Raw genomic sequence first — 12,661 nt, 5'->3', positions numbered from 1 at the left:
GCTGGGCGCTCGGTCACGGGCTCGTCGCGCGATCTGCGGCCGGTGGGCTGGGGCGCGGCGGATTCCAGGGCGGGTGCGGCGGCCTCGGCGGAAGCCCGGCGGGCGGCGCGTGACTGCTTCGCTCTGGGGGTGGCTTGCTCGGTGGCATCCGGTGCGGCGGCCGCGGCGCGGGCGATCTGTGAGCACGCGTCCCCGGACTTGTGCGCGCTGTCGGCCGCTGCCCGGCGGGCCGCGCGCGACGAGGCCACGACCGCTGACGCGGCGCTCTCCGGCCGGTCGCTGGGGGCGGTGGGGTCGGCGGCTGCGGAATCGTGGACGTCGAAGACGCCGCTCGAACGGGATGCCTCGGTGTACCGGGGGAGATCCTCGGATCCGCCGCCGATGGTGGAACCGGCCCGGCTGGGCCACCCGATCGGCGCGTCGGGGTCCGCGGCGGGTGTCGCTACTCCGGGAGCCGCAATGGGCGCACCGGCGGAAGGGGCGGAGTCGGGAAGGGCTGCGGAAGACGTAACAGGGTTTCGGGTAAGCGGCGTGGTCGGCGGGGTGTCGGCCACGGCCGGGCCGGCTGGGTGATCCGCAGCCGCGGGCTCGGTCTGGAACGCGGTGCGCGGTCCGGCGGCGGGACTGTCCGGAGTTGCCTCGTCGGCACGGTCACCGCTTGGGGTCGCCATAACCGACGCGGTGGCGTCGGTGGGCGGAAAGGGGGCGACCACCGACTCCCCCGGCGTCAGGTGGGTCCCCACCGGCCCGGCTCCACCCGTCAGGCCGACTCCGCGGAGCGCTGAGAAGCCGAGCCATCCGCTGGAGACCGCCGTGGCGCGTTGCTCGTCGGATTCGACGTCGGCGAGTCCCGTGTCCGCGTCGGCGAACCGCGGTTCGGGCTGCGCGGGATTCCCAGTCGGGACCCCAGTCGGGACCACTGTCTCGGTTGCCGCGGGTTGCTCAGTCTCGCGGGCGCGACTGCGTCTGCCAGGACGGTCCTCGGCGGGACTGTCGGCAGCCGAAGGCTCTGTGGGTGCCGCACGTCTGCGTGGCAGCGCACCGGACTGAGCAGGCTCAACCTCCGGGCGCGGCTCGGGGGCCGGCGCCACAAGTGCGCTGAGGCGGGCGAGCATGTCGGCGGTCGACGGTGGGGGTTCGACGTCGGGGGCGGGCTCCGGCGGGGGAACCTCGTCCGGCGTCGGGGTCGGGGACGGACCGGGCGTGGGCTCGGGCGGGATCGGCGGGCGCTCGGGCGGGGTCGGGATGTTCGGGCCCTCGGGCGGTTCCGGCACGTTCTCCGGTTCCGGCACCGGCGGGACCGTCGCGGAGTCGTCGCCGAACATCGACGCGTACGGGTCTTCGTCCGGGGCTCGGCGGCGGCCGCCACCGCCGCGGGGCTCGATGCCGAACCGGCTGAGCAGCGCCTGGGCGTCGGAGACCGGTGCGGTGGCGGTTTCCTCCGCCTGCGCGTCGCCGCGGTCTCGACGGGCGGGTGGGCTGTCCGTTGCGGAATCGGCTGCCAAGGCCGCGGAAGTGGTCTCAGCGAGGAGATCAGCGGAGGCCGCGGGAACGGCCATCGACGGACTGGTGGTGGTTTCGTCGACGCGGTTCTCGGCGTCCGCGCGCTCAGGTGTGGCGGCGTCCTCCGGGTCTGCGGCGCGGCGCCTGCGCCGAGGCAGCGGGGCGTCGGGGGCGGTCGGCTCGCTGACCTGCTCCTGCATCACCGAACGGGCAGCCTCCAGGAGAGCGCTCACACCCTGCGACTCGTCCGCGGGCGGGGCAACCTCGGGGGTCTGGGGCACGTCGGGCTCGGAGGCTGGTGGGGTGGACACCGTCGACTCGGCCTGCGAGGACGTGGACGCGGATTCGGGCTGGTCAGGCACCGTGTCCTGGCTGGTCACGGGGGTGTGCGCGAACGGTCGGCCGCCGAATTCGCCGAACGGGAAGTCGACCAAGGCGAAATCGGGGAGTCCGAGATCCGGGAGCCCGAAATCCGGGAACTCGGTCTCAGGCCTGCCGGGCGGTGGATTCGGATGGTCGAGATCCGCCCGCGCGGAAGCGAGCCGAGGCGATCCCGGGCGTTCGAAGTCGGGATGCTCGGAGTCGGCCCGTCCCGCCGCGGAGTCATCGGTCTCCGCCACGTCCGGGTTCGCGGGCTGCGTGCGCGGGGCGAAGGGGCGCGACAGCGCGTCCCTGGCCGCGTCGAGGAGCGCGTCGACACCGTCTCGGGGGCTGTCGCCCGCCGCGGGCTGTGTGGCCACGCCCGTTCGGATGGCGAGGTCGCGCCCTTGGTCGTCGACGAGCCAGGCGGATTCGATGGCGCGGTCGCGGATGGTCGCGGCGAGGTGTTCGGCCTCGGCGTGGGTGGTCTGGGGCAGCAGGACGGCGAACTCCCCCAAGTCGGTGCGGAGCAGTTCGGCCTTGTCCGGCGCCAGATCGCGGACGTGGGAGGCCAGCGCGTTGAGGGCGACGTCGCCGCCGACGGGCACCGGCGGCTCGGGCGGTTCGACGGCCGGCGCGGTCCCGACCGGTGCCACGCTGACCAGCGTCAACGCGAACGTGCCGCCTCGCGTGGTCCGCGACGGCTTGTCCTCGGCGGACTGCCTGCGCGCGGCCTGTTCGGGGAGGTTCACCGGCTGCGGCCGGGTGGGCGCGCCGGACCGGACGATGGCGCGCAGCTGCGACACGACTCGCTCAGGGCGCTGTTCGAGCCCGAACTCGGTGCTGAGCCGGTGGCGCGCCAGATCGACGGCGCGCATGTGCCGGTATTCGGCGGCGCGCGCGGAACGCAGGGCGTGCAGGGCCTCAGTGGGGTGGTCGGCCTGTTCGTCGGCGTGCGCGAGGAACGTCCACGCGTCGGCGAGCAGCGAGTCGAGACCGTGCCGATCGGCGGTGTAGACGACGTCGCAGAGTAACGTCCGACCGATGTCGGTGCGCCCGGCCGGGATGTGGACCCTGGTGGCCAGCGCCAGCCGAAGCCGCCCGATGGCGGGTGCGGCGGCGGCGCGGACCGGTTCGGACAGCACGGCTTCGGCCGCCTGCACGGCCTCGTCGAGATGGCCTTCGTCGAGCAGCGCGCAGACCAGTTCCAGCGTCAGCCGGGCGCGCACCCGGCCGCCCTCGGAGATCGGGTCGTGCAGCCTGCCGAGCATGGCCAGACCGGCGCGGGCGGTGTCCGCGGCGGCTTCGGTGTCGCCGTGGCGGCGGTGGTAGGACGCCGAGCGCACCCCGAGCAGGGCGCCCTCGACGCGACGGGCGTCCTGGGAGAGACCGTCGTCGGACGCGAGCAGCCGCTCGGCCTCGGCGAGCGCGTCCTCCAGGTCGTCGCGGCCGCCGACGTGTGCGGCGCAGGTGACGAACTGGCCCAAGGCGACCGCGCGCGTGGCGGGCTTGGCCGACTTGGTCTGCAGCACCGGCCGCAGGATCTCGCAGCCGGTCAGCGGCTCACCGAGGGCGCGCGCACACGCCGCGATGGCGACCCGAAGGCGGGCGGACCGTTCGATCTGGCCGCCCGCCGTCGCGGCGCGCAGTGCCGCCAAGGCCGGTTCCACGGCCTCGGCGTGCCGTCCGAGGGTGACGAGTGACGGCGCGAGCAACGAGTGCGCGCGGGTCCTGACCGCCTGGTACGCGTCGGCCCGCAAGGCGCGCATCGCGAACTGGACAGTCAGCTCAGGCGCGCTCCACCGCAGCCGGTCGGCCACCTCGACGAGTGCGTCGCACTCGACTGAGCCGCCGTCCACGGGTAACTCGTTCCAAGCCGCCACGTCGCCGGTCCTCCGTCTAGTCCCGGGTCAGTTTGCGGTAGGTCACCCGGTGCGGTCGAGCGGCGTCGGCACCCATCCGTTCGACTTTGTTCTTCTCGTAGCCATCGAAGTTACCCTCGAACCAGAACCACTTGGAAGGATCTTCGTCGGTTCCCTCCCAGGCCAGGATGTGCGTGCACGTCCGGTCGAGGAACCACCGGTCGTGGGAGATGACCACGGCGCAGCCGGGGAACTGTTCGAGAGCGTTTTCCAGCGATCCGAGGGTTTCGACGTCGAGGTCGTTCGTCGGCTCGTCGAGCAGGATCAGGTTTCCGCCCTGCTTGAGGGTCAGCGCCAGGTTGAGCCGGTTGCGCTCACCACCGGACAGCACACCCGCGGGCTTCTGCTGGTCCGGGCCCTTGAAGCCGAACGCGCTGACGTACGCGCGCGACGGCATCTCGACCTGGCCGACCTTGAGGTAGTCGAGCCCACCGGAGACGGTCTCGAAAACCGTCTTCTTCGGGTCGATGTTCGCGCGGTTCTGGTCGACGTAGGACAGCAGCACGGTCTCGCCGACCTTGACCTCACCCGTGTCCGGCTTCTCCAGACCGACGATGGTCTTGAACAGGGTGGTCTTGCCGACGCCGTTGGGCCCGATCACGCCGATGATGCCGTTGCGCGGCAGGTCGAAAGACAGGCCGTCGATCAGGACCCGGTCGTCGAAGCCCTTCTTGAGGTTGTTCACCTCGACGACGATGTTGCCCAGGCGGGGCCCGGGCGGGATCTGGATCTCCTCGAAGTCGAGCTTGCGCGTCTTCTCCGCCTCAGCCGCCATCTCCTCGTAGCGGTCGAGGCGGGAACGCGACTTCGTCTGGCGGGCCTTCGCGTTGGACCGGACCCAGGCGAGTTCTTCCTTGAGCCGCTTCTGCAGCTTCTGGTCCTTCTTGCCCTGCACCGCGAGCCGCTCGGCCTTCTTCTCCAGGTAGGTGGAGTAGTTGCCTTCGTACGGGTAGGTGCGGCCGCGGTCGATCTCGAGGATCCACTCGGCGAGGTTGTCGAGGAAGTACCGGTCGTGGGTGACGGCGAGGACGGCGCCCGGGTACTGCGCGAGGTGCTGTTCGAGCCACAGCACGCTCTCGGCGTCCAAGTGGTTGGTGGGCTCGTCGAGGAGTAGCAGGTCGGGCTTGGACAGCAGCAGTTTGCACAGCGCGACCCGGCGGCGCTCACCACCGGAGAGGACCGTGACGTCGGCCTCCGGCGGCGGGCACCGCAGCGCGTCCATGGCCTGCTCGAGCTGGGAGTCGAGGTCCCACGCGTCGGCGTGGTCGAGCTCCTCCTGGAGCTTGCCCATCTCCTCCATCAGCTCGTCGGAGTACTCAGTCGCCATGAGCTCGGCGATCTCGTTGAACCGGTCGAGCTTGCCCTTGATCTCGCCCACGGCCTCCTGGACGTTGCCCAGGACCGTCTTCTCCTCGTTCAGCGGCGGCTCCTGCTGCAGGATGCCCACCGAGTAGCCGGGCGAGAGGAACGCCTCGCCGTTGTTCGGCTGATCGAGGCCCGCCATGATCTTCAAAACACTGGATTTACCAGCGCCGTTCGGACCGACAACGCCAATCTTGGCGCCGGGCAGGAAGTTGAGGGTGACGTCATCAAGGATGACCTTGTCCCCGTGCGCCTTGCGCACCTTCTTCATGGTGTAGATGAACTCGGCCATGCTCGCGATCGTAGAGCGGTCGCCTCCGGCGCCTGAGCGCGGTCGCCCCGTTACCGACCGGACGGGACTTTCGGCAGCCGCCCGCGAACGCCGATCAGTGGTTCCGCAGGGCCTTGACCAGCTCATCCTTCGACATCGACGAACGACCCTCGATTCCGATCTCGCTCGCGCGCTTGCGCAGGTCGTCGACGGACCAATCCTCGTAAGACCCTGATTTCCCGCCGCGGGACGCGACTTTGGACTTGCCTTCCTTGGCGGAGGCGTTGGCGATGCGGGCGGCCTTCTCCTTGGACTCGCCGTCGTCGCGCAGCTCGCGGTACAGCTTCTCGTTCTTGATGCTCGGGTTCGGCATGTCCGCACTCCTTCCATGAGCAGTCCAAGGAGTGCCCGGAGCCCGGTCAGGGCAAACACGACCACGATCCGCTCCCTTCGCCGCGGGCTGTCCCGATCCACGTTTCCGGATTCGGGTGGCGCAGGCCAGAGGCGGTGCGGGAGTTGTGGACGGCTTCGCGGAGCTGTGGATAGCGGGTGCTTGATCGTGAGGAAGTGTCGGACCGCGGTGCTAGGGCTTCGGGTCCGCCATCTGCTTGAGCATGGCGTTGTAGGCGTCGAGGTCGTCGCTGTCACCGCTGTCGACACGGCGGTCGGTGCGCCGAGCCTCCCGGTCGTCGGCGCGGGCCCACTGCACGAGCAGGGCGATCAGCACGAGCAGGAGCGGGATTTCCCCGGACGCCCAGGCGATGCCGCCGCCGAGGCGCTGGTCGGCGAGCAGGTCGGTGTTCCACGGCAGCGCGAGGGATCGGTAGAACTGTTGGCCCACCACAGTTTGCATGCTCATCAAGATCACGCCGAAGAAGGCGTGGAAGGGCATCGAGGCGAACACCAGGCCGAGCCGGGCCAGATACGGCAGCTTGCGCGGCGACGGGTCGACCCCGAGGACCGGCCAGTAGAAGATGTAGCCGACCAGCAGGAAGTGGGCGTTCATCAGCAGATGCGCCCAGTGCTCGGGCACGGCGGAGTCGAACAGGCCGGACAGGTAGAGGCCGTAGAACGACCCGACGAACAGGACAAGCGCGACCACGGGATTCGTCAGCGCGCGCGAGACCGGCGAGTGCACGAACGCCAGGATCCATTCGCGCATACCGGGAGGCGCGCCTTTGCCCGCGGGTTTGATCGCGCGAAGAGCCAGCGTCATCGGGCCGCCGAGGACCAGCAGGACCGGCGCCAACATGCTCAGCATCATGTGGGTCTGCATGTGGATGCTGAACATGGCGGGCGAGTATTTGCCGAAGCCGGACGAGGTCGCGAAGAGGATGACGAAGCAGCCCGCGAGCCAGGCGATCGTCCGGCCGACCGGCCACGCGATGTCCTGGCGGCGCAGCCGGAACACGCCCCGCAGGTAGAGCGCGGCCATGGCGATCGCGAGGGTGCCGAAGATCAGGTCGAAGCGGACGTCGAAGATCAGGCGCATCGCCGTGGGGGCGGCGTCGATCGGGTAGCCGAGTTGCAGTTCGACCCGGCCGGGCTCGACGTACGCGGTCCGCGGCGGCGGGGTGCGGGCCAGGCCCGCGGCGATGCCGAAGGTGATCAGCATGATCAGCACCTCGGTGGCGGCCAGCCGAAGCAGGGACGCGCCAGTGCCGCGCTCGACGATCCCCTTCACGCCGCGTTCGCGCTGTAGGTAGCCGAAGACGCCCAGGACCAACAGGGCGACGATCTTGGCCACGACCAGCAGGCCGTAGGACGTGCTGAACAGGTCGCTCAGGGGCAGCCTGACCAGGGCGTTGACCACACCGGACCCGGCCATGACGATCCAGCAGACCAGGGCGATCCGGGAGAACCGGGACGCGGCGAGGCCCAGGTGGTCGTGGCCGCGGCGGCCGTGCGCGAGCAGCGCGACCAGGCCACCGACCCAGAGGGCCGCCGCGAGCAGGTGCAGCAGCAGGCTGTTGGTGGCCAGGTCGTGCTGGCCACCGCTCGACGAGTGGCCGGTGACCGCGACGGGGACGATGCCCGCGAGCGCGAGGGCGAACAGGACCGTGGTCCAGCCCCAGGTCAGGACGATGCGGGTGCCGACGAGGACGAGCAGCGCGATGGCGGCGGTCAGCAGCCACGCCTTCGCCTGGGAGAGGGTGCCGACGAGGGTGATCAGGATATCGGCGGGGAGGACATCGCCGATGGGCCTGCCGACCGCGTCGGCGGCGGTGAAGGGGGCGGACAGGAGCGCGCCGACGAACCACGCGGCAGCGCCCCAGCCTGCCGTGCGCAGGGCTGCGTACCCGCCTACGTCCAAGACCCCGGTGTCGCGGGGCGGGACCAGGAAAGCCGCGAACAGCAGCGAGCCGACGGTGACGACGGCGCCGATCTCGGACAGGACGCGCACAACGGTCAGGCCGTGCTGGGTGAACGCGTCCGGCGAGGGCAGGCCGAGGATGACATACCGGTTGCCCCCGGCCAGGACGACAAGCGCGGCCGCGACGACAGCGGCCAACAGGCCGCCGACGATGAGGAGGTGCGCGATGCCCGCCGCGCGGCGGGGGGCGTTGGTTTCCGGGGGGCTGGCCTGGGACACGTGGAACAGTCTAGTAGGCGGTCGGACGGGTCTGGTGGCGGCGGAATTACCAGTGATCCCAGCGGGCGGGGTGATCAGTCCCGCACGGACACCAACCGCCGTTCCCGCCTGCCCGCCGCTACCGCCGCGAGGGCCGCGGGGGCGATCAGGGCCGCCACCACGCCCGCCACCGACAGCGCGACCGACAGGTCCGTGACGTGGGCGATCCCGCCGATCAGCGGCGGGCCCGCGAGGAAGCCGCTGTAGGCGATCGTGGTGACGAAGCCGATTTCCCGCTCACCGCCTGTCCCGTCGGCACGGCGGCCCGCGTCGCCCGCCAGGCTCAGGGCGATGGGGAAGGCGTAGGCGAGGCCGACTCCGGCGAGAGCGAAGCCGGCGAAGATCGCGAACGTCGTGTGGACCGTCGTGGCCAGCAGCAGGCCGCCGCCCGCGATCAGCGCGCCGCCGACCAGGAGGCGCTCGGGGCCGAAGCGTCGTTCGGCGCGCTCGCCAAGGAGGCGGGTAATGGCCATGGCGACCGAGAAGGCGCCGTAGACGAATGCCGCGGACGCTTCGTGCATCCCTCGGTATTCCACGGCGAACAGGGCTGACCAGTCGGCGCTGGCACCCTCGGCGACCGCGGAGCACAGGGCGACCGCGGCGAGCAGCCAGAGGACCGGACGGCGGACCGGTGTTCGCGCGGCGGCCGCGTGGGCGACGTCGGGGATGAGCTCTACGGGAACCGCGCGCGCCACGGCGAGCAGGGTCACGGTGACGATGACGGCGACTACCGCCAGGTGCGGCACGGGTGGCCAGGCCGCGAAGGCCGCGAGGGCGGCGCCCGCCGCGCCGAGGAGGCCGCCGAAGCTGAACGCGGCGTGGAAGATCGGCATCAGGGGACGGTCGGTTCGCCGGGTGACGGTGACGGCGGCGATGTTCATGGCCACGTCGAGCGTGCCGACACTGGCGCCGAGCAGGACCAGGGTCAGGCCGAGCAGCGCGATGGTCGGGCTCAGACCGAGCAGCGGCAGGACCACGCAGGCCGCCACGCCGGAGCCTGCCACCAAAACCCGGGCGCCGTAGCGGGCGGCAAGTCGACCGGTCAGGGACGCGGCGAAGATCATGCCGATACTGGCTCCGACCAGGGCAAGGCCGAGCGTGCCCTCAGCCGCGCCGACCTGGGTCGCCAGGGCGGGCACCCGGGACGCCCACGACCCGAAAATCACACCGTTGAGCGCGAATACCACAAGCACGGCGTTGATGTCCGCCCGGTCTCCGACCAGCATGCCCACTCCCCTCCCGGATACCTACCACGCTAACTGAAGCGCTTCAGTGATTGCCATCGAATTTGGGTCCGGGGAGACGCGGATTACTCTGGGCGTGTGAAACAGGACCGGGTCAGGCGACCGACCCTGGACACCGTGGCCCAGGAGGTCGGTGTGTCCAGGGCGACAGTGTCGAACGCCTACAACCGTCCTGACCAGCTTTCCGCCGCCCTGCGCGAGCGGATCATCGTGACCGCGAACCGGCTCGGCTACTCCGGCCCGGACCCCGTCGCCCGAAGCCTCGCGACCCGGCGCGGCGGCGCCGTGGCGGTGCTGCTCGGCGGCGGGCTGTCAGCGGCGTTCTCGGACCCGGCGCTGTCGATCGTGCTCGACAGCATGGCGTCCACCCTGGACAGCGAGCGCAGCCTGCTGCTGATGCCCGGCACCGGCGCGGGCCCGACACCCGACAGCGTCGCCCGCGCGCACGCCGACATCGCCGTTGCCTACTCCCTCCCCGACGACTCCCCCGCGCTGGCCCAGGTCGCCGCGCGCGGGCTGCCGCTGGTGGTGATCGACCAGCCAGTGGTGGCGGGCTCCGCCCGAGTCGACACCGCCGACGAAGCAGGCGCGACCCTGGCCGCCCAACACGTGCGGGCACTGGGACACCGCAGGGTCGCGATCCTGAGCTTCGCACTGGGCGCCGACGGCTCACAGGGACCCGCGTCACCCGAACGACTGCGCGACGCCCGCTTCCGAGTGACCCGCGACCGGGTGAGGGGCGCGTTGGCCGGTCTCGAAGAGACGGACGTGCCCATCTGGGAGGCCCCCGGCTGCAGACGCGACCACGGCCGCGAAGGCGCCCGGTGGCTGCTCAGGCTCGACCTGAGACCGACCGCGCTGCTCTGCCTGTCCGACGAGCTGGCGCTCGGCGCGATCCGGGCGGCACAGGATCTCGGTCTCCGCGTTCCGGAAGATGTTTCGATCGTCGGCTTCGACGACACCCCGGCCGCCCAATGGGCCGACCCGCCGCTGACGACGGTCCGACAGGACCTCGCCGAGAAGGGCCGCATGGCCGCTGAGCTGGCACTTAGCCTGCTCGACGGTACGAGACCCGGACCGCCGACGACCCTGCCGGTGACCTTGGTCGAACGGGCGTCTACAGCCCCCATGTGACCCGTCAGCGTTTTCTTCGTCACTCGACTGGTGAGATCCGGAAACGGTCGAGCCGTTCCGAACGATCAGATCAATCGAGACGGTTACCCTGCTCCGGCAGGGTCACCGTCTACGCCCCTGTAGCTCAGCGGATAGAGCAGGAGCCTTCTAAGCTCTTGGCCGCAGGTTCGAGTCCTGCCGGGGGCACCACAAACATGGGCAACATCAACAGCTGGGCGGCTGGTACTCGAAGACATCTACAGGCTGTGAGCACCAGCTCCCCTGTTGTCCGTCATGAAGGTGCTTATGAACGCGCAAGGACATGCCCGCCCTGGACGTCGTCGATGATGTGGGCGCCTTGGAGATGCCGATGCCCAGGCCCACCGTGGCAACGGGAACGGTGACGGCCATCGGTGGGGCGGTCGCTTCAGCGGTCCCGGCGGCGTTCGCGAGGCACAACGGGCCCGATCCCACGCACGCCATGGCCGCGGCGATGGCGCCCGCGACGGCGACCGGGATCAGGACCTGCACCCACCACGGGTAGTCCGGGTCGACATGGCCCGGGATCGGCGCAAGCATCCACTCGGCGCCCGCGACCGGGTAGAACTCGCCGGAGTTGTAGGTGAAGTATCGGTTCCCGATCTGCGGTGGCTTCGACACCTTCGACAGGTCGATCACCGGCCTGCCGTACTGGCCGACCTTCGACGGAACGGCGCCATGCGGGCACTCGCCGGGTGCCACCGCTACACGGCGGGCAGTTGACACCCATGTTGGTGTCAAGACAGCCGCCGCACCACAACCCGGTCGGGTCACTGTGATCGATCAGGTTGTTGTTGGCGTAGGCGTACCCCGACCACGACTGCGGATCGGCCAGATCCAACACCGGGTCCACACTCGTGAACCGGCCCAGCGCCGGGTCGTACTCGCGGGCACCCAGGTGCACCAACGAGCACCGAGCACTTGACGCCCCCTGCCCCCTGAGCACTCACCGTCGCATTGACCGCCATGCGGTCAATCGCGATGCCGCCCGTTTGTTGCAACACCGGTAGTCACGATTCCAGGCCCCGCGACCGCTTTCCTTAGCCGCTGACCTGCATGAATGTCTTGTGGGGTCCGATGTGAAGCCCACGTCAGCTCCTTGATCATGGCTTGATCGTCAGTAGCCTAGGAGCGGAACGGCGGCCCCGGCACTGTCGTAGACGACAACCGACAGCGACGGACTCGGCCATACCGACACGTAGCCCGGTCCGTGAGCGAACTCGACACGCTCGCCTTCCGGGCCTGAGATCACCATCCTGAAGTGGTCGCCAGGGGCGATCTCGAACTCACCTGCACCAGGCTCGAACAGCACGGATAGTGAGTCTTCGCCGGTTGGGCCCAAGACGATTTCGTAGCTCCCGCGATTGTCGCCGCTGGCGCTCATTTAGCGTCCTCCAAGGCTATGGATGATGTCGTTGAGCAGATCCAGGCGCGCCTGGTTCGTGGCGTTGGCGGGATTGGCCACGCCCCTCCCATCGACAATGGCTTGCTGGTAGAAGTCTCGCCAGGCGGTTGCGGAGTTGGTATTGAGGCCCGGTATCCGGCTGAGTTCATCGGCGCTGCGGCCCAAGAGCGCGTTTGCATTCGTGGCTGCTGCGCCTCCGCTTCCCCCACGCCCCCACACCAACGCGCCCCACTCAGCCCGCGAGATTCCGCTCGGCAAAGTTACATCAGCTACAGCACGCAACTCGGCGAGGGACCGCGCACCCGCAGCTCCGGCGTTGGCGGCCTTGCCTGCGTTCACCGCGTCGTCGATTATATCGATGCCCTTGCCGACAGCGATACCGACGCCCGCCGTAGCAACGGGAACGGTGACGACTACCGGTGGCGCGACCGAATTAGCGGTCCCGGCGGCGATCGCGGCGCAGAACGGAGCCGATCCCACACAGGCCATGGCCGCGGCGATCACGGCCGCGACGGCCACCGGGATCAGGACCTGCACCCACCACGGATAGTCCGGGTCGACATGGCCCGGGATCGGCTCGACCATCCACTCGGCGCCCGCGACCGGGTAGAACTCGCCGGAGTTGTAGGTGAAGTAGCGGTTACCGGTCTGCGGTGGCTTGGACACCTTCGACAGGTCGATCACCGGCCTGCCGTACTGGCCGACCTTGGACGGGAGGGCGCCGTGCGGGGTCGCCCAACCATTACCGCCGTTGCAGCTGTCGCAGTTGTGGGCGGTGTCTGTGACCGCCGCCGGGGCACTGGCCGGTGT

The 12,661-nt window shown here is 70.2% G+C and carries 9 protein-coding genes, 1 tRNA gene and 1 pseudogene; 2 read left to right on the top strand and 9 right to left on the bottom strand.

The annotated features are described in order from the left end of the window. The 5 genes from ACRDSQ_RS25760 to ACRDSQ_RS25740 form a co-directional block, all read right to left on the bottom strand. Nucleotides 1-3,746: hypothetical protein (locus tag ACRDSQ_RS25760; protein ID WP_431424540.1), on the bottom strand; the 3,746-nt coding region annotated here is incomplete at its 3' end. Nucleotides 3,747-3,762: 16 nt separating this feature from the next. After that, on the bottom strand, nt 3,763-5,439 hold the full coding sequence (ettA, locus tag ACRDSQ_RS25755; protein ID WP_431424539.1) for an energy-dependent translational throttle protein EttA: 1,677 nt from the start codon (nt 5,437-5,439) through the stop codon (nt 3,763-3,765). A gap of 94 nt (nt 5,440-5,533) precedes the next feature. Beyond that, nucleotides 5,534-5,791 carry a DUF7218 family protein gene (locus ACRDSQ_RS25750; RefSeq protein ID WP_431424538.1) on the bottom strand — a complete coding sequence of 86 codons (258 nt, stop codon included), beginning with the start codon at nt 5,789-5,791 and terminating at the stop codon, nt 5,534-5,536. A 210-nt stretch (nt 5,792-6,001) separates the two neighbouring features. Then, nucleotides 6,002-8,011 carry a cytochrome c oxidase assembly protein gene (locus ACRDSQ_RS25745; RefSeq protein ID WP_431424537.1) on the bottom strand — a complete coding sequence of 670 codons (2,010 nt, stop codon included), beginning with the start codon at nt 8,009-8,011 and terminating at the stop codon, nt 6,002-6,004. Nucleotides 8,012-8,085: 74 nt separating this feature from the next. Beyond that, nucleotides 8,086-9,276, bottom strand: coding sequence for an MFS transporter (locus ACRDSQ_RS25740; protein WP_431424536.1), 1,191 nt, complete (start codon nt 9,274-9,276; stop codon nt 8,086-8,088). 96 nt (nt 9,277-9,372) lie between these two features. Here ACRDSQ_RS25740 and ACRDSQ_RS25735 point away from each other — a divergent pair, with 96 nt between their 5' ends. Both ACRDSQ_RS25735 and ACRDSQ_RS25730 read left to right on the top strand, forming a co-directional pair. Then, nucleotides 9,373-10,428 (top strand): LacI family DNA-binding transcriptional regulator, encoded by a 1,056-nt coding sequence (locus ACRDSQ_RS25735; protein ID WP_431424535.1) that lies wholly within the window; start codon nt 9,373-9,375, stop codon nt 10,426-10,428. 113 nt (nt 10,429-10,541) lie between these two features. After that, nucleotides 10,542-10,617, top strand: a tRNA-Arg gene (locus ACRDSQ_RS25730). A 15-nt stretch (nt 10,618-10,632) separates the two neighbouring features. Here the strand turns inward: ACRDSQ_RS25730 and ACRDSQ_RS25725 are convergent. The 4 genes and pseudogenes from ACRDSQ_RS25725 to ACRDSQ_RS25710 form a co-directional block, all read right to left on the bottom strand. After that, nucleotides 10,633-11,148, bottom strand: a complete 516-nt coding sequence (locus ACRDSQ_RS25725; RefSeq protein ID WP_431424541.1) for a hypothetical protein — start codon at nt 11,146-11,148, stop codon at nt 10,633-10,635. 67 nt (nt 11,149-11,215) lie between these two features. Then, nucleotides 11,216-11,350 (bottom strand): annotated as a pseudogene (locus ACRDSQ_RS25720) (RHS repeat-associated core domain-containing protein); the annotation flags it as partial. A 213-nt stretch (nt 11,351-11,563) separates the two neighbouring features. Continuing rightward, on the bottom strand, nt 11,564-11,830 hold the full coding sequence (locus ACRDSQ_RS25715; RefSeq protein WP_431424534.1) for a hypothetical protein: 267 nt from the start codon (nt 11,828-11,830) through the stop codon (nt 11,564-11,566). After that, nucleotides 11,831-12,535: a hypothetical protein gene (locus tag ACRDSQ_RS25710; RefSeq protein WP_431424533.1), complete on the bottom strand. Its 705-nt coding sequence runs from the start codon at nt 12,533-12,535 to the stop codon at nt 11,831-11,833. Between the last annotated feature and the right edge of the window lie 126 nt (nt 12,536-12,661).

The organism is Actinokineospora sp. (assembly GCF_050699995.1).
Lineage (GTDB): Bacteria > Actinomycetota > Actinomycetes > Mycobacteriales > Pseudonocardiaceae > Actinokineospora.
Note: the sequence above shows the minus strand (reverse complement) of the source record. Positions and strands in the feature narration are given on the sequence as shown.